This window comes from Streptomyces sp. NPDC005784 (assembly GCF_042871525.1).
Lineage (GTDB): Bacteria > Actinomycetota > Actinomycetes > Streptomycetales > Streptomycetaceae > Streptomyces.
The window spans coordinates 159,759-181,585 of record NZ_JBIAIQ010000002.1 but is presented as its reverse complement, the minus strand read 5'-3'; the positions used below and the strand labels follow the sequence as shown (position 1 = coordinate 181,585).

13 protein-coding genes, 1 tRNA gene and 1 pseudogene are annotated in these 21,827 nt (G+C 69.1%); 9 read left to right on the top strand and 6 right to left on the bottom strand.

Annotated features, from left to right (window positions below; genetic code table 11):
* Positions 1 to 26 precede the first annotated feature (26 nt).
* Entirely contained in the window at positions 27 to 1,856 is a 1,830-nt protein-coding gene (locus ACFYR3_RS03690) for a prolyl oligopeptidase family serine peptidase (protein WP_355842938.1), read from the top strand.
* A gap of 171 nt (positions 1,857 to 2,027) precedes the next feature.
* Here the strand turns inward: ACFYR3_RS03690 and ACFYR3_RS03685 are convergent, their stop codons facing one another.
* Positions 2,028 to 4,013, bottom strand: a complete 1,986-nt coding sequence (locus tag ACFYR3_RS03685) for an NAD-binding protein (RefSeq protein WP_389281597.1) — start codon at positions 4,011 to 4,013, stop codon at positions 2,028 to 2,030.
* Positions 4,014 to 4,336: 323 nt separating this feature from the next.
* Here ACFYR3_RS03685 and ACFYR3_RS03680 point away from each other — a divergent pair, with 323 nt between their 5' ends.
* The 6 genes from ACFYR3_RS03680 (at position 4,337) to ACFYR3_RS03655 (ending at position 11,275) form a co-directional block, all read left to right on the top strand.
* Entirely contained in the window at positions 4,337 to 5,044 is a 708-nt protein-coding gene (locus ACFYR3_RS03680; RefSeq protein WP_355842935.1) for a Crp/Fnr family transcriptional regulator, read from the top strand.
* A 157-nt stretch (positions 5,045 to 5,201) separates the two neighbouring features.
* Positions 5,202 to 5,936 (top strand): hypothetical protein, encoded by a 735-nt coding sequence (locus ACFYR3_RS03675; protein ID WP_355842932.1) that lies wholly within the window; start codon positions 5,202 to 5,204, stop codon positions 5,934 to 5,936.
* Entirely contained in the window at positions 5,929 to 8,181 is a 2,253-nt protein-coding gene (locus ACFYR3_RS03670) for a hypothetical protein (protein ID WP_355842929.1), read from the top strand. Before ACFYR3_RS03675 ends, ACFYR3_RS03670 begins: the two co-directional genes overlap by 8 nt.
* A gap of 78 nt (positions 8,182 to 8,259) precedes the next feature.
* Positions 8,260 to 9,348, top strand: coding sequence for a hypothetical protein (locus ACFYR3_RS03665; RefSeq protein ID WP_389281331.1), 1,089 nt, complete (start codon positions 8,260 to 8,262; stop codon positions 9,346 to 9,348).
* Positions 9,341 to 10,648, top strand: a complete 1,308-nt coding sequence (locus ACFYR3_RS03660; RefSeq protein WP_389281329.1) for a DUF4407 domain-containing protein — start codon at positions 9,341 to 9,343, stop codon at positions 10,646 to 10,648. The genes ACFYR3_RS03665 and ACFYR3_RS03660 overlap by 8 nt, the downstream gene beginning before the upstream one ends.
* 117 nt (positions 10,649 to 10,765) lie before the next feature.
* Positions 10,766 to 11,275: a Pycsar system effector family protein gene (locus ACFYR3_RS03655; RefSeq protein ID WP_355842920.1), complete on the top strand. Its 510-nt coding sequence runs from the start codon at positions 10,766 to 10,768 to the stop codon at positions 11,273 to 11,275.
* A gap of 935 nt (positions 11,276 to 12,210) precedes the next feature.
* Here ACFYR3_RS03655 and ACFYR3_RS03650 read toward each other — a convergent pair.
* Positions 12,211 to 15,528 (bottom strand): hypothetical protein, encoded by a 3,318-nt coding sequence (locus tag ACFYR3_RS03650; RefSeq protein ID WP_355842917.1) that lies wholly within the window; start codon positions 15,526 to 15,528, stop codon positions 12,211 to 12,213.
* Positions 15,529 to 16,088: 560 nt separating this feature from the next.
* On the opposite strand from ACFYR3_RS03650, the pseudogene ACFYR3_RS03645 reads away from it, so the two are divergent.
* A pseudogene (locus ACFYR3_RS03645) lies at positions 16,089 to 16,412 on the top strand (tyrosine-type recombinase/integrase); the annotation flags it as partial.
* A gap of 116 nt (positions 16,413 to 16,528) precedes the next feature.
* On the opposite strand, the gene ACFYR3_RS03640 reads toward ACFYR3_RS03645, so the two are convergent.
* From ACFYR3_RS03640 to ACFYR3_RS03630, 3 genes are all read right to left on the bottom strand, one after another.
* Positions 16,529 to 16,602: transfer RNA gene (locus ACFYR3_RS03640), tRNA-Pro, on the bottom strand.
* Between the two features lie 28 nt (positions 16,603 to 16,630).
* Positions 16,631 to 17,431, bottom strand: a complete 801-nt coding sequence (locus ACFYR3_RS03635; protein WP_355842911.1) for a Pr6Pr family membrane protein — start codon at positions 17,429 to 17,431, stop codon at positions 16,631 to 16,633.
* Between the two features lie 283 nt (positions 17,432 to 17,714).
* Positions 17,715 to 18,641 (bottom strand): metallophosphoesterase, encoded by a 927-nt coding sequence (locus ACFYR3_RS03630; protein WP_355842908.1) that lies wholly within the window; start codon positions 18,639 to 18,641, stop codon positions 17,715 to 17,717.
* Positions 18,642 to 18,846: 205 nt separating this feature from the next.
* Between ACFYR3_RS03630 and ACFYR3_RS03625 the strand changes: the two genes are divergently transcribed.
* Complete coding sequence (locus tag ACFYR3_RS03625) at positions 18,847 to 19,311, top strand: GatB/YqeY domain-containing protein (RefSeq protein ID WP_356783841.1); 465 nt, start codon at positions 18,847 to 18,849, stop codon at positions 19,309 to 19,311.
* A 215-nt stretch (positions 19,312 to 19,526) separates the two neighbouring features.
* On the opposite strand, the gene ACFYR3_RS03620 is transcribed toward ACFYR3_RS03625, so the two are convergent.
* Entirely contained in the window at positions 19,527 to 21,800 is a 2,274-nt protein-coding gene (locus ACFYR3_RS03620; protein WP_355842902.1) for a transglycosylase domain-containing protein, read from the bottom strand.
* Between the last annotated feature and the right edge of the window lie 27 nt (positions 21,801 to 21,827).

Genomic DNA, 21,827 nt, shown 5'->3' with positions numbered 1-21,827 from the left:
CGGGCTGAGCCAGGCACTATGGGGCCATGACTGAGAGCACCAGGTCCACCGAGCAGCAGCAGGCAGACATGCCCGACTGGGAGAAGCGCTTCCGGGCACCGCGGGTGTCGCTGCCGGACTGGGCGGAGGACGCCCCGCACCGCTCCCTGTTCGTGTCGAACGCGACGGGGACGTACGAGCTGTACGCATGGGACCGCGCGACGGGGGAGCAGCGCCAGGTCACCCACCGGGCGAACGGCACGACGGACGGGGTCCTCTCGCCCGACGGCGAGTGGATCTGGTGGTTCGACGACAAGGACGGCGACGAGTTCGGCATCTGGCGGCGCCGCCCGTTCGGCGCCGCCCTGGTCGAGGGAGGCGTCGACGAGCCGGCGGTCCCCGGCCTCGACCCCTCCTACCCGTCGGGCCTGGCCATCGGCCGCGACGGGCGTACGGCCATCGTGGGCCGCTCGACGGACGACGACGGTTCTACGATCCATGTGGCCCGCGCCGGCGAGGCCCCGGTGGAGGTCTACCGGCACCGCGAGTCGGCCGGGGTCGGCGACCTCTCGCACGACGGCTCGCTGATCGCCGTCGAGCACACCGAGCACGGCGACGCGATGCACTCGGCACTCAGAGTGCTGCGCCCGGACGGTTCGACGGTCGCCGAGCTCGACGACACCGAGGGCGGCACGGTCGAGCTGGGCCTCGAGGTGCTGGGCTTCGCCCCCGTCGACGGGGACACCCGACTGCTCATCGGGCACCAGCGGCGCGGCCGCTGGGAGCCCCTGGTGTGGGAGGTGACCACCGGCGAGCAGACCGACCTGGGCCTCGACCTTCCCGGTGACGTGGCCGCCGAGTGGTATCCGGACGGCTCGGCCCTCCTGATCGCCCACAGCTTCGAGGCGCGTAGCGACCTGTGGCGCTACGACCTTGCCTCCGGCGAGCTGACCGAGGTCGCGACCCCGCCCGGCTCGGTCTCCGGGGCGACGGCCCGCCCGGACGGGACGGTGGAGTACCTGTGGTCGTCGGCCGCCGAGCCGTCTGCCGTCCGTTCGACGACCGGTGAGATCGTCCTGGACCCGCCCGGCGAGAAGTCTCCGGGATCGGTCCCCGTGGAGGACGTCTGGGTCGAGGGACCCGGCGGCCGTATCCATGCCCTGATCCAGAAGCCGGCGGGCACGACCGGCCCGCTGCCCACCGTCTTCGAGATCCACGGCGGCCCGACCTGGCACGACAGCGACTCGTTCGCGGCGGGCCCGGCGGCCTGGGTCGACCACGGCTACGCGGTGGTCCGCGTCAACTACCGCGGTTCCACGGGCTACGGCCGCGCGTGGACCGACGCGCTCAAGCACCGCGTCGGCCTCATCGAGCTGGAGGACATCGCGGCGGTCCGCGAGTGGGCGGTGACGTCCGGCCTGGCCGACCCCGACCGGCTGATCCTCACCGGCGGTTCCTGGGGCGGCTACCTCACCCTCCTCGGCGTCGGCACCCAGCCCGACGCATGGGCCCTCGGCATCGCCGCCGTCCCGGTCGCCGACTACGTCACGGCGTACCACGACGAGATGGAGGCGCTGAAGGCCATGGACCGCACGCTCCTCGGCGGCACTCCGGAGGAGGTCCCCGAGCGCTTCGAGGCGTCCTCCCCGCTGACCTACGTCGACGCGGTCAAGGTCCCCGTCTACATCTCGGCCGGTGTCAACGACCCCCGCTGCCCCATCCGGCAGATCGACAACTACGTCACGCGCCTCGCCGCCCGCGATGCCGTCCACGAGGTCTACCGCTACGACGCGGGTCACGGCTCCCTGGTCGTCGACGAACGCATCAAGCAGGTCCGCCTGGAACTGGACTTCGCGGAACGGCACCTGGGGAAGTAACTCCGGAACCCCGCGGGAGGGGGCCCGGCGGAGGGGCCGGGTCCCCCAACCCACGCGGAGGGGCCGGGTCGTCTTCCGCCGGTCCTCTTCCGCCGGTCCTCTTCCGCCGGGCTCCCTCCGCCGGGCTCCCTCCGGCGGTCCTCCTCCGGCGGTCCTCCTCCGGCGGGCCGGCTATGTCCCGGCCCGCTGCCGGGGCCGTCGGCCGAGCAGCTCCGCGAGCCCCCGCCGGGTCGCGGCGAGCACCACGCGGTCCTCGGGCCGCAGGACATAGGTGGAGGGCAGGTCCCACACCAGCCGGGGGCCGCGCGAGGCCGACGCCGATGCCGCCCGGCGTTCCTCGGGCGTCGCCGTGTCCAGCGCGAGCACCCGCCACGCCCCCGCCCGGAACGCCTCCCCCACCGTGCGCCCCTCCAGCTGCGGATGCCCGCCCACGTCCACCGCGGCGAACAGCAGCACCCGCCGCTCCACGGGAATCGCCCCGAGGATCTGCCGCCCCATCATCGCGCCCGCGAACGCGGGCGCGGCCAGATGGGACACGCTGCGGCTCCGGGTGAGCGCGTCGGGATGCGCGGCCCGCAGGGTGCGGTACACGGCGGTCGCGAAGTCGTCGTCGTACAGCCGCAGGACGACCCGCAGATCGGGCCGTAGGGTCCGCGCGGAGAGCACGGCCTCCAGGTTCATGGTGTCCGCGCTGGTCAACGCCAGCAGCGCGTGCGCCCGATTGATCTTGGCGGCTTCCAGCACCCCTTCCTGCGTCACGTCCCCCAGCACCACAGGCACCCGCAGCCTCCGTGCCAGCGCGAGCCCCCGCGCCTCGGGATCGGCCTCGACGCACACCACGGGAATGCGCAGCTCCCGCAGCCGCGCCAGCACTCGCGTACCGATCTTGCCGACCCCGAGCAGCACCACGTGCCCGGACAGCCCGCGTGGCGGTTTCCGCAGAGCGGTTCCGCTGCGGAAGGTGCCGAGCGCCTCCAGCACCGCGGCCAGCAGTACCGGCAGCAGCAGCAACCCGACCATCCCGGAGCAGAGTTGGAGGATCTGCCGGCCGAGCGGCTTGCCGATGGCCGGATCGTTGATGGCGAAGAGATCGAGCAGCGTCAGATACGTCGCCTGGAGCGCGGGTTCCCCGGTGACCAGTACCGACGCCACGGCGAGCCCGACCACACACGCGACGAGTCCCGCGAACGACCAGCGCAGCCGCCGGGACAGCAGGGAGCCGAACCACGGGACGACGCCCCGCCCGGCGTTCAGTTCGGGACCGGAGTACGACACGTTCTCCAGGACTACGGTGCCGCGTCCGGTCGCGGCGGCCACCGCCCTCTCGTCCGGCAGGAGTTGGGGCCCCTGCGCGCCGCTGCTCTCCGAACCGTCGGCGCCGGCGGGGTCGTTGGTCGTGGCGGACAGCAACGCCAGTGTGCAGAGCCCCGGATCGGCGACCTCACCCGGACCGGGCGGCGGCCGCTCCACCGCGCGCAGCATCAGCCCGTCGGTCTGGACGACCTTGCTGGTGCCGGCCACGGCGGTCGCGGCCAGCGCGGGCGCGGCCGTATCGGCGTCGGACAGCACGGTGGTGGAAGCGTCGTACGCCTCGACGCTCCTGCCCGCCCGGGTGGCGTCCGATCCTGAGGCGCCTCCGGCGGCGTTCGAGTCGCCGCCCCCGGCATTCAGCGCGCTGTCGGCCGCGGCGGCCAGTGCCGAGGCCTGGTCGAGGAGGGCCTCGATGTGCTGCCCGAGGCGCCGGTTGTAGAGCCGCAGGACCAGCCGGATCCGCGGGTTGAGCCGCCGGGCGGTGAGCGCGGCACGGATGTTGGTCTCGTCGTCGTCGTACACGAGCGCGAGTGCGGCGGCCCGTTCGACACCCGCGTAGGCGAGCGCGCCCTCGGTGAGTTCGGTGGCCTCCACCACCCGCTCGGAACCGGGAGTCTCATCGGTTCGGCCACCCCCGGACTCCCCAGGGGCGACCCCGTTCCCGGAGGCCCGGTTCACCGCCGCGGACACCCGGTCGAACAGGGCCGTGGCCCGCGTCCGCCCGACGACCGGCGGCCGCACACCGCCCTGCGCGGGCGGCACCACGAGGGTCACCCGCTCGCCGTACACCGCGCGCAACTCGGCGGCCAGCCGATGGGCCAGGGCGTCATCCCCGGCCACCACCATGTGCTCGGCGGCGTCACTCGACACACTCTGAGACGGAAGATTCCCCACGAAGGAGAAGACTGCCCCACGGGTACGGGTGGTTCCAGTGGGGAACCGCGGGAACCCCGGTCCTGCCCGCGCCCCGCGCCCCGCGCCTCGCGCCTCGCGCCTCGCTGACCGTCGGCCCGGTCGAGGCCGTGCGTTCGATCGATTTGAGCTCTTGTGCGCGACAACAGGCCATGTTGCCGTCGGACGCCTTGTCAGCCGGGTGCACAGCGGCAGCATGGTCGGGTCGCTGAATGGCGTGTTTCGCGCGGAGTGAGTGAGATCTTCGGGGGTGCGAGATGGATGGCGAGTGGCCGCCTTTCACGTTTCTCAGCAGACTGCGGAGTGAGACCCGGGCCGAGTTCCTCCAGCAGGGAATCAAGAAGAACTACTCACCTCACCAGCCACTTCTGCAGCAGGGCGACTCGAGCCGTCATGTATTGCTGATCACCAGTGGCGTGGTCAAGGTGGCTGCCAGTTCCGCGAGCGGATACGACGTGCTCCTCGCCGTCCGTCTGGCGGGTGATCTCGTGGGAGAGATGGCGGCCTTCGAGGAATTGCCTCGGTCCGGCACGGTGGTGGCGTGCAGTGAAGTGACGGTGCGGATCATTCAGTTGCCCGTGCTCGAAGGCCTTCTGTCCCGTCATCCGGATGCGATGAGGGCCATGCTGCGCATGCTGTCCGCGCGGCTGCGCTGGGCCAATCGCCGGCGGATCGACTACAAGGCGTACGACGCGCCTACCCGATTCGCCCGTGTGCTGGCCGAGTTGGGTCAGGCGTACGCCCAACCCGCCCCCGGCGACGACGGCAAGCGGTGCGTGCTCGGATTCACGCTGACCCAGAAGGAACTGGCGTCACTCGCCGGCCTCGCCCTGCCGACGGCCGAAAAGTGCCTGGCCACCCTGACAGCGCAGGGACTTGTGCAGCGCAGTTACCGAAACATTACAATCTGTGACGTTCCGAAGCTGCTGGAATTCGCCAAACTCGATGGTGAGATCCCGTACTGATACGGGATCGGATCAGGCCGACTCTCTTAGCCTCTGGGCAGCACAATGCGGGCCTTGCCTGCTCAGAGAGGAAGATCCAGTGGCCGAGTGGTCCGGGTACCACCCCTGTACGTGTATAGCCGTGGACGCACAGTCATACGGAAGCAAGAACGATCGAATGCAGTCTGAATTGCAACACGATCTGCCCAGAATTCTCGACGGAGCAGCCAGGAGCGCTGGACTGGACCGTTCGGAATGGCAGATTCAGCCGAAGGGCGATGAGCAACTCGCCGTCCTGCCCATGAACGGTGATGAACCCCGCCTGGTCGACGACTACTTCCGGCACCTGGTGTCCGAGCTGCGTCATTACAACGGGCAGCGGACAGGGGCGGCCCGTATGCGGCTGCGCGCCGTCGTGCACCACGGGCTGGTGGAACTCGCGGACAACGGGTTCGCCGGAACCGCGGTGGTGGTCACCGCGCGACTGCTCAACTCCGCCCCTTTGTATGAGGCGTTGAAGACCTATGACACGGCGGACCTGGCGCTCATGCTGTCCGACGAGGTCTATCGCTCCCTTGTGGCCGGTGGCCACACCACGCTGCGGCCGTCCGACTTCAGTCGGGTCGCCGTCGAGGTCAAGGAGTACAAGTCGACCGCCTGGCTCACCGTGCCCACGCTCGGCACGCCGTCCTCGGCCGACGAACGTCGGGCATCCGACGGCCGACCGCACCGCGCCCCCGCGGATCCGCCGGAGCCCGCCACCGCGGCGGACGCCGACCAGGAGCCGGCGAACAGCGACAGCGGTGCGGGCATGCGCAACGAATACCGAGCGGACCGGATCAGCGTCACCAACATGACCGGTCCTGTGGACGCGCGGAAGGCCGTGTTCGGCTTCGGTGCCCCCGATGCCTGACCACACCGACCACACCGACCGCCTCGGCCGGCCGGACCCGGACGACAGCCTCGACGTGACCCCGGTCGCACCGGTTCCACCCGTCGACGAGAACGGATTCCCGTCTCCGGCGCACGACGGGGCCGATGACGGCGCGGCGGACGATCCCGCGGAGGACTCCCACTACCAGGACGCCCAGGCCCGGCTCCATGAGGAACGCAGGGCAGAAGAGGACGAGAAGGAGAAGGACGGGAAGGGATACGACGACCTGCGGCTGGTCCAGCAGCGCGTCTACAACAACTTCTACGCGTCCGTGGACGCCTCCGGGGCGGCCTTCGGGTTCGCAGCGGGGGCGCGGACCGGCCTCGCGCCGGGCATCGTGGAGCCTGAGACAGTGGATCAGGCGCTGCGCTTCTACGTCCGCCCGCAGCCCTGCTTCGACGAGGCGCTCGGCAGACTCTCCAGCGACTCCCTCGTCGTCCTCACCGGTCAGGATGGATGCGGTCGCGGCGCAGGCGCTCTCGCACTTCTCAGGGAGGTCGCCGGCGACGGTGCGAGTCTGCGCAGTCTGTCCCCCGCGAACGCGTTGGCCGACCTGGTCACCACTCTGGACGTCGAGGCGGGCCATGCGTACGTCATCCGCGACTACGTCGGCGAGACGAACGCCGAGGCGGTCCAGGCGTACGGGGTCGGGCGACTGAGTGATGAACTGCGCCGCAAGGGTGCGTTCCTGGTGATCACCGCGGGCCGCACGACTTCTCGGCGCCTGGCGCTCAGCGACTACTGCGTCCAGTGGCGGGGACCGGACCCCTTGGAACTCTTCCGCCACTGCCGGGAGCGACTGGCGCCTGTCGAGATCGACCCGGACACGGAGAAGGAACTGCTGGAGGGCATCGCCGAACAGCGCCGCCCGGCCGATGTCGTGGCCGCGGCGGAGGCGCTCGCCGAGAACCCCCGGAAGGCTGTCGAACTGCTCCGGGACGGGGACAGCAAGATCGTCCAGGATTGGTTCGCCGCCAAGCCGTCCGCGGACGACCTGCTGCCGATTGCTGCCCTCGCCTTTCTCGAAGGGGTCCCGGAGCGGACCTTCGAGGGAGCATGCGCCCTGCTCCTCGCCCGTATGCGGACGTGGGAGCTGACCGGTGAGACGCCGGTCGAACCGGAGGCCGTCACCACACTGCCGCCGCACGGTGCGGGCTTCGAACAGTCCAGGGCCCGCTGGAACGACAGGGCGGTCGGACTCGTACATGTGGAACGCCGTCCCGGCCCCGGCCAGGACGTCGCCCGCAGCGAACGACGCCTCGTCTTCACCTCCCCGCGCATCCGCGATCTCGTCATCGGCGAACTGCACGGCCTGTACGGGTACAAGCTGTGGTATCCGCTGCGGCAGTGGCTGGGCGACCTGTCCCGGCTGCCCGACCTGGACGCCCGTACCGAGGTCGCCCGCGGCACGGCGGTCCTCGCCCAGTACGCGCTGACCGAGGTCGAGGAACACCTGCTGCGCAACTGGGCCGAGGGGATCACAAGCCAACGGGTCACGGCCGCGCTCACCCTGCAGTTCATGTGCGAGACCGAACACCTCGCCCCGCAGGCGCTGAACATCGCGCTCGGCTGGGCGGACAACAGCGGACCCGGCCGGGCCGTCACGACGGCCATGGCACTGACCGGAAAGCTCGGATCGCTCTACCGCCTGGAGGCGCTCAACTGGTGCTGGTTCCTGACAGGGCGCGGCGAGCGCATCGCGTTCGCCGCACGCCGCTCACTGGTCCTGCTGCTCCAGACGGCAGAACAGGAACCGGAACGCGCCCTGCTCACCCTGCGATATGTGCGTACCCGTCTCGCCGCCACCGCGAAGCGTTCCAAGGAGCACACCGACGCGCTGCGGACGGTCGTCCAGCTCCTCGAGGCCGAAAGGCTGGAGGAGCCCGGACCGGTCGTCGCCACGCTGCTGCGGCAGGGCGACGACAACGCCCGGCAGCTGGGAGCGCTGTGGGCGGCCGTACTGTTCAGCAGTTTCCGCCGTCGTGCGGTCCGGGCCCTGTGCCGCACTCTGGTGCACCTGCGGGAGGATCCCGGCGCGATCGATGCCGTGCGTCGACTCGGCGAGGTGATGCGGGCCGCGTCCGGCGACCGGCAGTGGAACGCCCTGGCCCACGCGCTCTCCGGCGCCCTGCGGGATCCCGACTTCGCCGTTCCCGGCACCCGTCAACTGGCCGTCGTCCTGGTCGGATCGCTGCGCGGCGCGCCCCACTCGGACAGGTCCTAGATCCGCCCAGGGCGTCGCTCTCCTCTCGCCCTGCCTCTTTTCTCTGTCTCCGTCTTCAGTCCAAGGAGCCCGAAGCAAGTGAACTATCCAGTCATCGCCGAGCAGGTCCTGGACACGATCCAGGGCAGCTGGTGGTCACGGCGCCGTCGCCGTGACGATGTACCGTCCCTGCCGCCCGGCGCGGTCTACGTCTTCAGGGTCGGCGGCAACTACCGCTGCTTCCCCGAGGGCATGGTCTTCGACCCGTCCCATCCCGACGTGCTCGACGCCTCCTCGGTCAGCCTGGTGGACACCAGGGCCCGTCTGGTGGAGGTCGAACGCAGGCTCCCCTCGGTGAGCGAGGCCGACCAATTCACCGTCCGCGCCTCCTTCACCTGCCAGGTGACCGATCCGACGGTCATCGCCCGGCAGGGTGTCATCGACGTTCTCGAACCTCTGCGCGCCTATCTGCTCGGCGACAGCGACCTTCCCAAGGCGAGTGCCGACCACCGGGTCGAGGAGATCAACGCGGTCCGGGCCGAGGTCGCCCGCCGCATGACCGCCTACAGTGCGGTCGTGCCGCCGCGGGTCGCCGGGATGAGCCTCGAGTTCGTGAGCGCCGAGGTGAGCCCGGTGGAGAGCCTTCGCGCCTGGGAGGAGAAGCTGCGCGACGTGCACCGCAACGGCCGGCTCAGCCAGTACCAGATCGACCTGGAGACCAAGAACGCTTCAGTGATCGCCGATCTGCTGTCCCAGGGGTCCGACCATGTGGACGCCTTCGGCATAGCGAGGCAGGAGATCGACGTCCCCCAGGCCGCGGCCCGTATCCATCGGACGGCCGAGGAGGAGGGGGCCCGCAGACATGCCGCGGCTTCCGCCGCCCAGGCCCACGCGCAGGCGCAGGAGACGGCCGAGTCGCAGATGCGGCGTGACATGGTGCTCACCCTGCTGCGGCAGATGGGCGCCCACGACGACTTCGTCGACTACCAGCAGGTCCTCGAACAGGTTCTGCGCGAAACCGGCAGGCGCCCCGGCATCGGCTCCGGCATCGGCTCCGGTACCGGGGACGTTCCCATGGTGGAACCGGCATCGTCCGCACGGCCGGCGTCGGTGCCGCGGGACCGGCCCGGGGCAGCCCGGGACCGTCGCGAGGGCTTCGTCCAGAACGAGGACGATCTCTTTGACTGAGCACCGCACCCGTCCCGCCGGCCCGCGCCGGTCCGCCGATGTCGCCGTCCGGCTGCGCGCCCTGAGCGGTGTCAGCGAGGAGCTGCTGGACCGGACACCGCACGAACGCGCCAAGTACACGGCGCTCGGGGGAGTGGTGTTCGGCACCTCCGTCATCGCGGCGTTCTCGATGTGGAACTTCGCGACGGAGGCGCTCGGCAGGGCGTCCGTCCTGGCAGTGATCCCGACCGTGATCTGGATGCTGTTCATCCTCAACCTCGACCGTCTGCTGGTCACCCCGCAGCCGAACGCGCGACGCCAGGCCGGATCCCTTGTTCTGCGCCTGCTGATCGCCCTGATGCTCGGTGTCGTCATCGCCGAACCCCTGGTGCTGAGGATCTTCGCGACAGCGGTGGAGGAGCACGTCGCCGGGGAGCGCATCGGAGACATCGACCGGCTCAGGTCGAACCTGGTCCGCTGCAACCCCGTGCCGGACACCACCACGGTCACCGCGCCGAAGAACTGCGCCTCCGCGTACGTACTCTCCTTCAGCGAGGCACCGGGTCAACAGGCCGACGAACTCGGCACGTTGAGGTCGGACGCGGCCACGCTCCAGAAGCGGGTGGACCGGGACACGAACAGGCTGGAGGCGATCGACACGGAGGTGCGCGCCGAGTGCCGACAGCTGATCCGTATCGCGGGCACCGGCCTGTACCAGCGGACCTCCGAATGCCTCCGGCTCCGTGCGAAGGCGCAGGACTACCGCACGTCGCACCACACCGAACAGAACGAGACCCGGCTGGCAGGCATGAACAGCCGCATCGAGAGCCTCGGCGGCCGGCTGACCTCCGCGCGGGACGACTTCTCCAAGGCCCGTGACACGGCGATCGAGAAGCGGATCTCCGACGAACGCGCCAAGCAGAAGGAGATCGGCGTCCTGGAGCGCATCCAGGCACTGGACGACCTCGCCGGCGGCAACACCGTTGTTCGCGTGGGCATCTGGATGATCCGCCTGCTCTTCGTCCTGCTCGACATGCTTCCGGTGATGGTGAAGTTCCTCAGCCGCGAGAACTCCTACGAGCAGATGCTCACCATCCACAGCAACAGCGCGGTCCGTGTCTACGGTGAGCAGGTCCGCCTCGACGAACGGCGCGCCCTGGCCGACTTCGAGATCGCCCAGGACGCGATCGAGCAGGAGATCCGCCGCAACCGCGCGGAGTCGGAGGCGGCCCTGCGGGAACACACGGCCGCGATGAACATCCGCGTGCGCCAGGCGGTGAACGCGCTGGAGGACGAACTCCGTCGCACGGCCGGCGTCTGACCACGAGACGGCCGGTCAGCCGGCCACAGGAGTACGCCAACGGCGCAGCGGCCGCCCCGGTCCCAGACCGGGGCGGCCCGGCGACGGCAATCGCAGCGACAGTCGAAAAGGGAAACCATGGGGACAGGAGAGGGCACGGCGGGGCCCGTTCGTGACGCAGAGCTCGCCCGCATCTTGCTGGTCGAGGCGCGCGAGGAACTGCTGAAGGCCGACAACAAGGCCGGTTTCCTTCTGGCGACCCTGGGCGCCATGCTCACCGCGCTGCTCGGGACGATGTGCAGCGGCGTCATCGAACCACGCCGCCATGCCGTGATCTCACAGGTCCTGCTCTGGGGCGGCTGCGGCACCTGCCTCATGGCCCTGGTCCTGCTCGGTCTGGCAGTGGCTCCCCGCGTCGGCCGGCCCCGCATCCTCCGAGCCCACTACTTCGGCGACGCGAGTGCGACGGCCTCCGTCCCCGACCTGGAGGAAGCCGTACGCCGCACCACCCCACTGGACCGTGACCTCAGCCAACTGACGATCCTGTCCCGAACGGTCTGGATCAAGTACCGCTGCATCCGCCACGCGATGGCCTGGAGCGCAGCCTTCGTCACCCTCACCTTGCTGGGCATCCTGACCGGAACATAGAGCATGGCCTGGCAGCTGCCGAGGCACGGGCATCCGCCGAGCCCGTCACCGACGCCCGGCCGACGCCCGGTGCTTCTGCAGCCCACAAGGCGTACCAGACCCGGGAACGGCCAGCGGCTCGTAGTCGATCCGTGGCACGCGGCGACACCGGCACGGGCTCCGTTACTGACATCGCTCTGTCCGTGATCAGTGCAGTCGGCTGGCAGTGACCACCTGACCGCAGCCATAGGAATCACCGAAGCGCCGCGGTCCTCGGGAGACCAGCAGAGGACGAGCCCGGACGAACCCGCAGTCATGACGGCTGGTCTTCTGTTCCGGTGGCCCCCTGTTTGGCCCCCGAGCACGACAGAGGCCGCTCACGGATACCCGTAAGCGGCCTCTGCCCAATGTCGGGGTGGCGGGATTTGAACCTACGACCTCTTCGTCCCGAATAGTGTGCGGAAAGATCGCTGACCAGGTGCACTTGACTCCTGCGCAGGTCAGGGCGCTGGTATGAGTTGGTTCCCGTGGGCGGCTGTCCGCACGGTTTTCTTGATCCACTCCCCGCTCACTCCCCAGGGCTGACCCGTCAGGACGACGAAGGCTGAGGCGCAGAAGAACCCTCACCGCGAACTGTGAGGCGTCGCCCCCCACACGCTTTCCAACTGTCCGCGTGGCCGTACGGGGGCGTTCACGGAGGTTCACGCGGCAGGTCGGGCGGGGTGCGCGGCGCGGTCATCCGACGAACTCTCGGACGTTCCGGATCTCGGCTGAGGCGGAGGACGCGACGACGTCGATGATGGCGTTGGCCGACTCGGTTGGGCTGAGTCGATCGGTCCGGAGTGCGAGGGTCCAGGGTTCTGTTTCGTGGGCCCAATTGTGACTCGAAGGCGGACCGGATCGCGTAAACCCCCGGGTCGCGCCGGCCCGGTCTTCGATCCCCGCAGGCACGAGCGTCATCGTGGGCGGGTGTTGTCCTGCGCCCGCTGTCCCATCTGTTCCCAGAACTGCCTGAGCTGGCCTGTCTTTGTGCTCCGCTGCCATCTCGCCTCGGGGCGGAGCGGAGAGCGGGATCGCGACAGCAAGGTGGACTGTGCACGGCAGAAGGCCTGGCTCAACTCCACCCGGTGTCCGCCGAGGCCTTTGGGCGGGTACGGGCACAGTTCAAAGGCGCAGTCGTCCAGGCAGTTGGAGCCCGGCTGCGAGGCCGCCGTACGGACGCCGAAGCGGCTCGGGTCGAGCGGGCCACGGTCCCGGGTGAGACATGGAGGCAGATCGGACCGGCTGGTGCGCTGAAGGCGGCGGAGTCGGCTTTCCGGCCAGTCGGCGCGCTCGGCGAGGTTGAGCAGCAAGATCACGTCGGCGAGGAGTTGCTGGGCGCGCTCGTGCAACGTGCTCCAGCCGGTCGAAGGCGGGATCCATAGCTGGTGTTTGCGGGCTTCGCCGTGCGGGGCGGTCTGCGAGCCGACATGAGCGGCGATGCCGCACTCGTCGATCCACAGGAATCGCTCGGGCTGACGGGATTCCAGTGCTTGGACACACAGTTCGGCGGCGGCCGCCACGAAGGGATGCTGCCGTTCCCCACTGGGGAGGGCGAGCCACTGACGCAGCTTTTCCGCGGGATCGGAGCCGTGTCCACGAACGGGGCGCGTCGCGTCGGCGCCGTCGGGGAGGTTCCAGAGGGTCAGCGCGTGCAGCAGCGTGAGCCGGGTGAACCAGAACCGGGTGCGCTTGAGCATGTCCCAGGCCTGCTCGGCCAGATACTCCCGCGCCTCGGGCCGGGCGTGCGGATGACGTTGCCTGCGGTTGGCCGCGTACTTGAAGCCCTGTGCAAGGGCCACTTCCACGGTGAGGTCGAGAGCGGGGGACCCGTCCTCGTCCGGCACGCCCACACGCCGCACCCAGCTCTCGAGAAATGCGTAAGGGGTGCCCTGATGGCGATGGGTGGTGACCGAACCCACGAGCAGAGGGACCAGCCACGCGCACATGGTGTTGTCCCGCCAGTTCTTCTCCTCTGCCTCCCGTTCCTCCGCCTCCCGTCGGCGCTCGTCGTGCCGTTGCTCCTCTCGCTCTCGCAGCTCCCGCTTCATCCGACCGACGCCGCCTTCCACCTGCCGGTGTCGCCTTGTTTCCTGTTCGGCGACGAGTTCCGGCTGCTGGCCGTCGTACAGTTCCAAAACCAGATCCCTCTCGTTCTCGCGTTGCACCCGCCGGCCCCGGATGACCTGCGGTCCGCGCAGTCGGGGCTGGAGCGCGGCGAAGGCCGCGTCGCCGCCGGCCCCGATCTCCTGTGCAATGGCGACACGGATGGGATACGCCGGCTCTTGGCACGCGATGTCGAACAGTTCGAGATAGGCGGGTTGCAGGGTCTGTCTGCGGACGACGCTGCGCATCGCCTCGCCGAAACGAGACACGAGCAGCGCCTTGGCCTCCTCCAGGGTGTGGGGATCCCGGGCCACCAGGTCCGGCCAGGAGGTGCACAGCCGCATCGCGACGAGGTGCTGCTGCGGTTCGGCGTCGATGCTGTCGATATCCAGGGCCGCCGCGTACAGCTCGAGTGTGTTCGTATGGGGGAGGCGCCCGAAGACCGCCCGGGCTCGGGCGACGGATTCCCCGGCGCCGGGAGCCTGCGCATCGTCGGGCGATCCCAGCCGCTCGCCCATGGTCGTCTGCGCCCGGCAGGCGGCGTTCAGGAGCAGATCCCGCGCGGCCGACGCCGGGCACCAGGGGTCCTGGCCAGCGTCCGCTTCCCCGTGCATGCACAAGCCCTCGAGCGTGCGGGAGTGGAGCACCATCGCGATCAGCAGCTCGCGCCCCGGCTTCTCCAGCGCTGCGGGGAAGAAGGACCCTTCCGTCGGCTCGGCCGGGAGACCCGGGTGGATCACCGCGTTCATGAACCGGGATCCGAGATGGGCCTGGAGGACGCTGTGCTGGAAGCGGACGCGGTCCCCGACGAGTTCCGCCAGGCCCATCCGCGAGCCCCACTGCGCGGCGAGGCGAATGTCGAGTGGGCTGTCCTCGACCCTTTTCGCCAGTTCCCGGACGATCTCGGGGTAGCGGGGCCGCAAGAGGTCGTGCTCGTCGACCACCTCGGCGAATCGCACCTCGGAGGAGTCCGACGCCAGTCCTGCGCATGCCAGTGCTGAAAGATAGTTGATGGTCGACCGCCGCTCGTCCGGGCCGAGCGGCAGTTCCGGATGGAGACAGCCGCTGATCAGAGCGTTGAGCCACGCGTCGAGCAGATGTAAGCGGAGCGTGGCCCGGTCCCCGCCGCGAGTCTCCACAGCCTCCTCCTCGGAGCGCCCGGACAGGGCGTGTTCCAGGAGCCCCGCCTCGTGGAGTTCGCGGGCGATCTGCAGATAGGTGGGCGCCTCGGTGATGCCGGCCTTCTCGACGATCCAGTCCAGCCGCTGCCGGTCCTCCCATCTGTTGCCGGAGGAGATGTACCTCAGGGCCGCCTCTTCGCTCAGCGGCTCCAGGTCAGTGAGGGACGCCTCCAATCCCCGAAGCGAGTCGTGCGGCCGTGAGGTGATGATGAGCGGTAGCCGCTCTTCATTGGCCCGGCGGATGGCCAGCCGGATGATGTTGTCGCGTTCCTCGGCCAGCGCCTCACCGGTCAGCACCTCTTCCAGCCCGTCCGCGAGTACGACGATCCGTCCCTGCTGGCACAACCGCCGCCACACCTTCTCAGCCTCGGCGCCGGAGCGGACGTTGCCATCCACCTCCCGGGAAAACCGCTCGAACGCCAACTGGTGGAAGTCCAGGTCTCCATCGACCCCGCGCAGGCGCAACGGGATGGGGACGGCGTCGTACCGGGCGAGTTGCTGCGTCAGCAGCACGATCAGTGCCGTCTTGCCCGTTCCGATACCTCCGACGACGACGTGCGTACGGCGAAACCGGCTGTCCTGCAGATCCCCCGTGAGGACAGCGCAGAGCTGGTCCCGGCCCACCACCTCGCCGAAGACGTCGCCCGCTGTTTCCACGAGCTCGTGCGGGTTCTCCCGGGCCTTCTTCAGATACGCCCTGCGCACCCGGCTGAACCGGAAGAAGAGGTAGGCGACGGTGACCAGGGCGAGTGTGAGGAAGGGCATGAAGACGTTCTGCAGGACGCCACACGAAAAGTTGTTCTCGCCGCACTGCTCGTCGATCCAGACCATGGGTGAACGGAAGTGGGTGTCGTTCACGCCGTTCTTGCCCCACAGCGTGACGATGGCGTCCACCGCCAGGAAGAGCATGACCAGCGCCCCTGCGAAGGTCAGCGCCAGCAACGGCACGTACCACCCGCCCTTGCGGACTCGCCACCTCCGAGCCCGGTCGTAGGCTCCCTGTTTCCTCCACGAAACGCCGCGGCCAACCTTCACCCCGTCACTGTGTCCTCACCAGCGGGGATTTTGGTGGCAGCCCGGCGACATTCCACTCGCGCGGCGCAGTTCACCGTTATCAATCGGGTGGCGTTCCGGTCCATGGGGTCCGTGGCGCGAGCGGACCGTCCGGGTGTCCTGCCAGACGGGATACCGGCCGATGTCCGGCTATCGATCGTGATGCTTCCGCGTACGTACACACGATCTCTGGGACGGCAGCCATGACCACCACCACGAGAATGACGAGGGCCCCGGCCGCTGCGCGGTCGGGGCCCTCCTCTGCCCTGGTGGGCGGGTGCGGAGGATACGAGATTCGAACTCGTGAGGGGTTGCCCCCAACACGCTTTCCAATTCTGCTGGTCGCCGTTTCTGGAGGTTCAGGCCCGTTCAGGGCCTGTGAGCCGTCTTCGCCAACCACGGCCATGAACCAGCGTGAACTTCAGCGGATGTGACTACGCCTCTATGCTGAGAGCCCGCGAGGCAGACGAGGTATGCAAAAGAGACTCCGGCCGTGCTGGCTTCCGATCGCGCGAGGCCTCACTCCGCATGGGCTCAGGCACTCTCACAAGACGGTCATGGAGGAACTCGGAATCCCGCCCAAGCTCATGGACGAGCGCCTCGGGCACGAGGACGGTTCGGTACAGGCGCGCTACTCGCACATCACCGCGCGGATGAGGAACCGGCTCATGGATGAACTGACCGAGCAGTGGGAGGAGTCGTTGGCGGCCCGGTCCGCCATGCACCCGCGGTCACCCGTGCGCGCACTCGATGCCTTGCTGAGAGCGCGCCAGGAGTGAAGCCCGGGAGTGGATTTCCTTGATCCACTCCCCGGTCACTCCCCAGAGGCCCCGAGAAACGAGTCAGGGCCGGTTTCCCGTAAAGGGAAACCGGCCCTGACCTGCTGTTTTAGCTGTCGGGGTGGCGGGATTTGAACCCACGACCTCTTCGTCCCGAACGAAGCGCGCTGCCAAGCTGCGCTACACCCCGATTGTCGCTGCTCTCGCGGCGACGTCGTTTACTTTAGCCCACTGGTGGCCGGAGACGAAATCCGGTTTTCGGGGCGTCGGAGGCGGCGTCGAAGGCGCCGTCGGACCGGGTCGGGGCGCACGTGGTCGAGGACGACGATGAGGAGGGCCAGGGCGTAGAAGGCGACGCCGAGGATGGCGGTGTTGCCGAGGACGCCCCCGTAGCCGTGCCGGTCCACGTCGACGAAGGGGTAGAGATAGCGCGCCGGGGTCCCGGGCGACAGCATCGCACCGCGGGCCAGACAGAAGGCCAGGTAGGCGAGGGGGTAGAGAAGCCAGGTCGCCGCGTTGCGGAGCGCCAGTGGGGTGGGGCGGGTCAGCAGCAGCCAGTCGAGGACCACGGCGGTCGGTGTGACCGTGTGGAGGAGCATGTTGGCGACCGCGTGCCAGCCGGAGAGCGTGTCGTTGCCTCCGGTCATGGAGAACGGGGTCGGCTCGTTCGCCAGGATCAGGTGATAGACCAGGCCCGTGATCAAGATGTAGATCAGTGTGCCGCCCGTCAGCACCCCGGGCAGGGGCCGGCGGGCCGACCAGGCCCTGCGCGCCGACACCGCGAACACCGCGGCTACGAGCAGGTTGGTCTGGATCGTGAAGTAGCTCAGCGCCCGGGCCGGGTTGCCCAGCTTGATGTCGATGGCCACGCCCGCTGCCGCCGCGAGGGCCACCAGGACGCGGTACGCCGCAGTGGCCGGGCGACGCGCGGGAGCCACCACCGCCGTCGCGGGGACGAAGGAGCGGGTCGACGGGAGGATGCCCGGTATCGCGGGGAGATCGGGTATGTCCCTGGGCATAGGGGTGATCATGGCCCCACGCTAAGCGGATTGCGCGTTTTGGGCGATATGAGTCGACTGGGTGGGTTACTCCGGCAGCGGTGACGGCCCGCTTCGGAGGAACGTCGCCTGGTCTCCGGTCGGCGTCGGGCAGAGCTTCGCCCGGTCCTCCGGCCCGCGTCGGCGGAACTTCGTACGTGTCCCTGGGCCTACCCGTGAGAGATCACCACCCCCGGTATCGCACCCGGGTATCGCACCCGGGCATCGCACCCGGATATCGCCCCAGGGGCGGCCCGGAGGACCTCTACTTCCGTTCCACCAGCGTCAGCAGCGATGCCTCCGGCGGGCAGGCGAAGCGGACCGGTGTGTAGCGGTTCGTGCCGCAGCCCGCCGAGACGTGCATGTACGACGTCCGGCCCTCCGCCGTATGCCTGGAGAGGCCCTTTACGCGGTCCGCGTCAAGGTCGCAGTTGGTGACGAAGGCGCCGTAGAACGGGAGGCAGAGCTGGCCGCCGTGCGTGTGGCCCGCCAGGATCAGGGGGTAGCCGTCGGCCGTGAAGGCGTCCAGGGTGCGCAGGTACGGGGCGTGCACCACACCCATCGAGAAGTCGGCGGACTCGGATGGGCCGCCGGCGACGCGCGCGTAGCGGTCGCGCTTGATGTGCGGGTCGTCGAGACCGGTCAGCTCGATCTCCGCGCCCTCGATCTTCAGCGTCCCCCGGGCGTTCGTCAGGTTCAGCCAGCCCGCGGTGTCGAAGCCGTCACGCAGGTCCCGCCACGGGTTGTGAATGGCTCCCACAACTGGCTTGTTGCCGTTCAGCCCGTGACGGCCGTGTGCCTTCTCGAGCAAGTAGCGGGCGGGGTTGCGGAGTTTGGGGCCGTAGTAGTCGTTCGAACCGAATACGTAGGCGCCCGGGAAGTCCATCAGGGGTCCGAGCGCGTCCAGCACCTCGGGCACGCCCTCCGGGTCCGAGAGGTTGTCCCCGGTGTTGATCACGAAGTCGGGGCGCAGACCGGCCAGGGAGCGCAGCCAGCGCTGCTTCTTGCGCTGTCCGCTCACCATGTGGATGTCCGAGACCTGCAGGACGCGCAGCGGCCGCATCCCCGGCGGCAGGACCGGGACCGTGATCCGCCGCAGGCGGAAGGAACGGGCCTCGAACCCCGCCGAGTACAGCAGACCGGCGGCGCCCACCGCCGTGATTCCCAGGGGTACTCCGTATCGCGCGCGCATACGTCCATCGTGTCAGACCCCGACGAGCCCTCGTACCCGCCTGTGGACAACCCGGAAACCCGCAGCGAAACCGCTGGGAGGGGAGGGTCCCGGGAGGCCTTCGCGCGAAACCGTGGGGTGGGCCTCGGGCGGCCTCTGGGTGCCCGTCAGGCGCGCTGCGAAATCAACAGGCGTCCGCATCACCGCACCTGCGACACTGGACGGCATGACCACGCTCAAGTCGAAGTTGCAGGAAGACCTCAACGCCGCGATCAAGGGGCGCGACGAGCTCCGCTCCTCGACGATCCGGCTGACCCTCTCCGCGATCACCAACGAGGAGGTCGCGGGCAAGACCAAGCGCGAGCTCTCCGACGACGAGGTGCAGAAGGTGATCGCCCGCGAGGCGAAGAAGCGTCGTGAGGCGGCCGAGGCCTTCGCGCAGGGCGGGCGCCCCGAGTCGGCCGAGCGGGAGCGGGCGGAGGGCGAGTTGCTCGCCACGTATCTGCCCAAGCAACTGTCCGACGAGGAGCTTCAGCAGATCGTCGCCCAGGCCGTCGAGGAGGCGAGGGCGGCGGGTGCCGAAGGCCCGCGCGCCATGGGCCAGGTCATGAAGATCGTGAACCCGAAGGTGGCCGGCCTGGCCGAGGGCGGCCGCGTCGCCGCCGTCGTGAAGCAGTTGCTCGCGGGCTGACGCCACTGCCGGTCACCGGGCAGGCCGCGGCCCGTTCCTGGGCCGGCTGACGCCACTGCCGGTCCCGCGGACGACGAGTCACGGACAAGCGCCCCGCCGTGGAACCCCCGCCGTGCAACACCCCGCACGCTGAACGCCCCGTGGGCCAGGATCGACTCCTGGCCCACGGGGCGTTCAGCGTTCAGGCGCTCACGCGCCCGTTCCCGGCGTACGGGTCAGTTGCGCTGGCCGCCGTTCCCGTTGCCGCTGTTCGTGTTGCCCTGGATCCATCCCTGGGGAATGGAGAAGGAGGGCGTCGGGAAGACCACTCCACCGTCGGTCTGGCCGGTGATGGTGTTTCCGTTCCCGCCGTTCCCGTTTCCGCCGTGGCGGCCGTTGTTCCCGTCGTCCTGGCCGTCGCCCTTGCCCTTGTCCTTTATGGGGTCGGGAATGTTGACCAGGTTGAAGGACGGGGCGTCCTTGCCCACGAGAGCGCCCGTCATCAGGTCCCGCCAGATCGGGCCGGGGACCTGACCGCCGTACACCTTGTCGTGGTAGACGCCGCCGATCTGGATGTTGGTCATGTGGACCCGCTGGGTGGCGCTGCCGACCCAGACCGCGCCGGCGAGGTTCGGCGTGTAGCCGACGAACCAGGCGTTCTTGCGCTCGTCGGTGGTACCCGTCTTACCGGCGTTGGCGCGGTCGGTGAGACCGGCCTGCTGGCCCGTACCGGAGTCGATCACGCCGCTCAGCAGGCTGTTGACGGTGTCCGCGGTCTGCTCGGACATGGCCCGCGAGCAGGTCGACTTGGGTACGTCCAGGGACTTCTCGCGCCCGCCGATCTGCTGGCTGATCGACTCGATGGCGATCGGGGTGCAGTACATGCCGCGGGAGGCGAAGGCGGCGTAGGCCGTGGCCATGGTGAGCGGCGAGATGCCCTTGGCGCCCAGGGCGATGGAGGGTACCTGGGGGAGCTTGTCGCCGTTGCCCTGGACCACGCCGAGCTTGTCGATCTGGTTCATCACCGGGCAGAGGCCGATGTCGGAGATCATCTGCACGAAGTAGGTGTTGACCGACTTGGCCATCGCCTCCTTCAGCTGATACGGGCCCTTCTCCGACGCGCTCTCGTTCGGGACCTGCTCGTTCGCCTGGTTCGTCCACGGCTTGCTGCCGCAGGTCTGCACGGGGCTGGGGTACGGCATCGAGTTCGGCGAGGAGTATTCCTGCGTCGCCGGCCGGCCCTGCTCCAGCGCGGCCGCGGCCACGAACGGCTTGAACGTCGAACCGGTCGGGAAGCCGAAGTTCGAGCCGCCCATGTCGTAGTTCACCGAGTAGTTGTACTCGGTCTCGTTCTTTCCGTAGCCGTACGGCTTCGACTGGCCCATCCCGAGGATCTTCCCGGTGCCGGGCTCGACCAGGGTGGCTGCCGCCGCGACCTTGTCGGACTTGTAGACGTGATCCTTTATCGACGCCTGGATCGACGCCTGGGACTGCGGGTCGAGCGTCGTACGGATGGTCAGGCCGCCCTGGTTCCAGACCTTCGCCCGATCCTCCTTGGTCTTGCCGAAGACCGGGTCGCTCAGGAAGACGTTCTCCACGTACTTGCAGAAGAAGCTGGCGCCCTTGATCGCCGTGATGCAGCCGTTCTTCGGCTCGCTGACGTGCAGCCCGAGCTTCGTCTCCTTGGCGGCGTCGGCCTGCTCCTGGGAGATGTCGTGCACCTCGGCCATGCGCTGCAGCACGGTGTTGCGGCGCTTGGTGGCCTCCTCCTCGTCGTTGACCGGGTCGTACCGGCTCGGCGACTGGACGATGCCCGCGAGCAGCGCCGACTCCTGGAGGTTCAGGGCCTTGGCGGGCTTGGAGAAGTAGCGCTGGGAGGCGGCCTCGACGCCGTACGCCTGCTCCCCGAAGAACGTGATGTTCAGGTAGTTCTCGAGGATCTTCTTCTTGCCCAGCTTCTCTTCCAGCTGGATCGCGTACTTGAGCTCGCGGATCTTGCGGCCGATGGTCTGCTGGGTGGCCTGGGCGACCTTGGTCGGGTCGTCGCCGGCCTCTTCCACGAAGTAGTTCTTCACCAGCTGCTGGGTCAGGGTGGAGGCGCCCTGGGCCACCCCGCCGTTCTGCGCGTTCTGGTTGACCGCGCGCAGGATGCCCTTCAGGTCGATCGCGCCGTGCTGGTAGTAGCGCGAGTCCTCGATCGCGACGATCGCCTTCTGCATGTAGGGCGAGATGTTCTTGAGGTCGATCACTGTGCGGTCGCGCGAGTAGACCGTCGCGATCTGACCGCCCTTGCTGTCCAGGATCGTGGTCCGCTGACTCAGCGACGGACTTTTCAGATTGTCCGGAATGTCATCAAACCCCTGGACCGACCCCTTGGCCGCCAGGCCGAGCGCGCCCGCGGCGGGCAGCGCGATTCCGGCCATGACGGCGCCCGCGAGCACGCTGACACCGAGGAACTTGGCGGCCTGCTGCGTAGGGGACAGACCACCGCCCGAGCGCTTCTTTGGCATGAGGGCAGCCTACGTTCTCATTCGCCG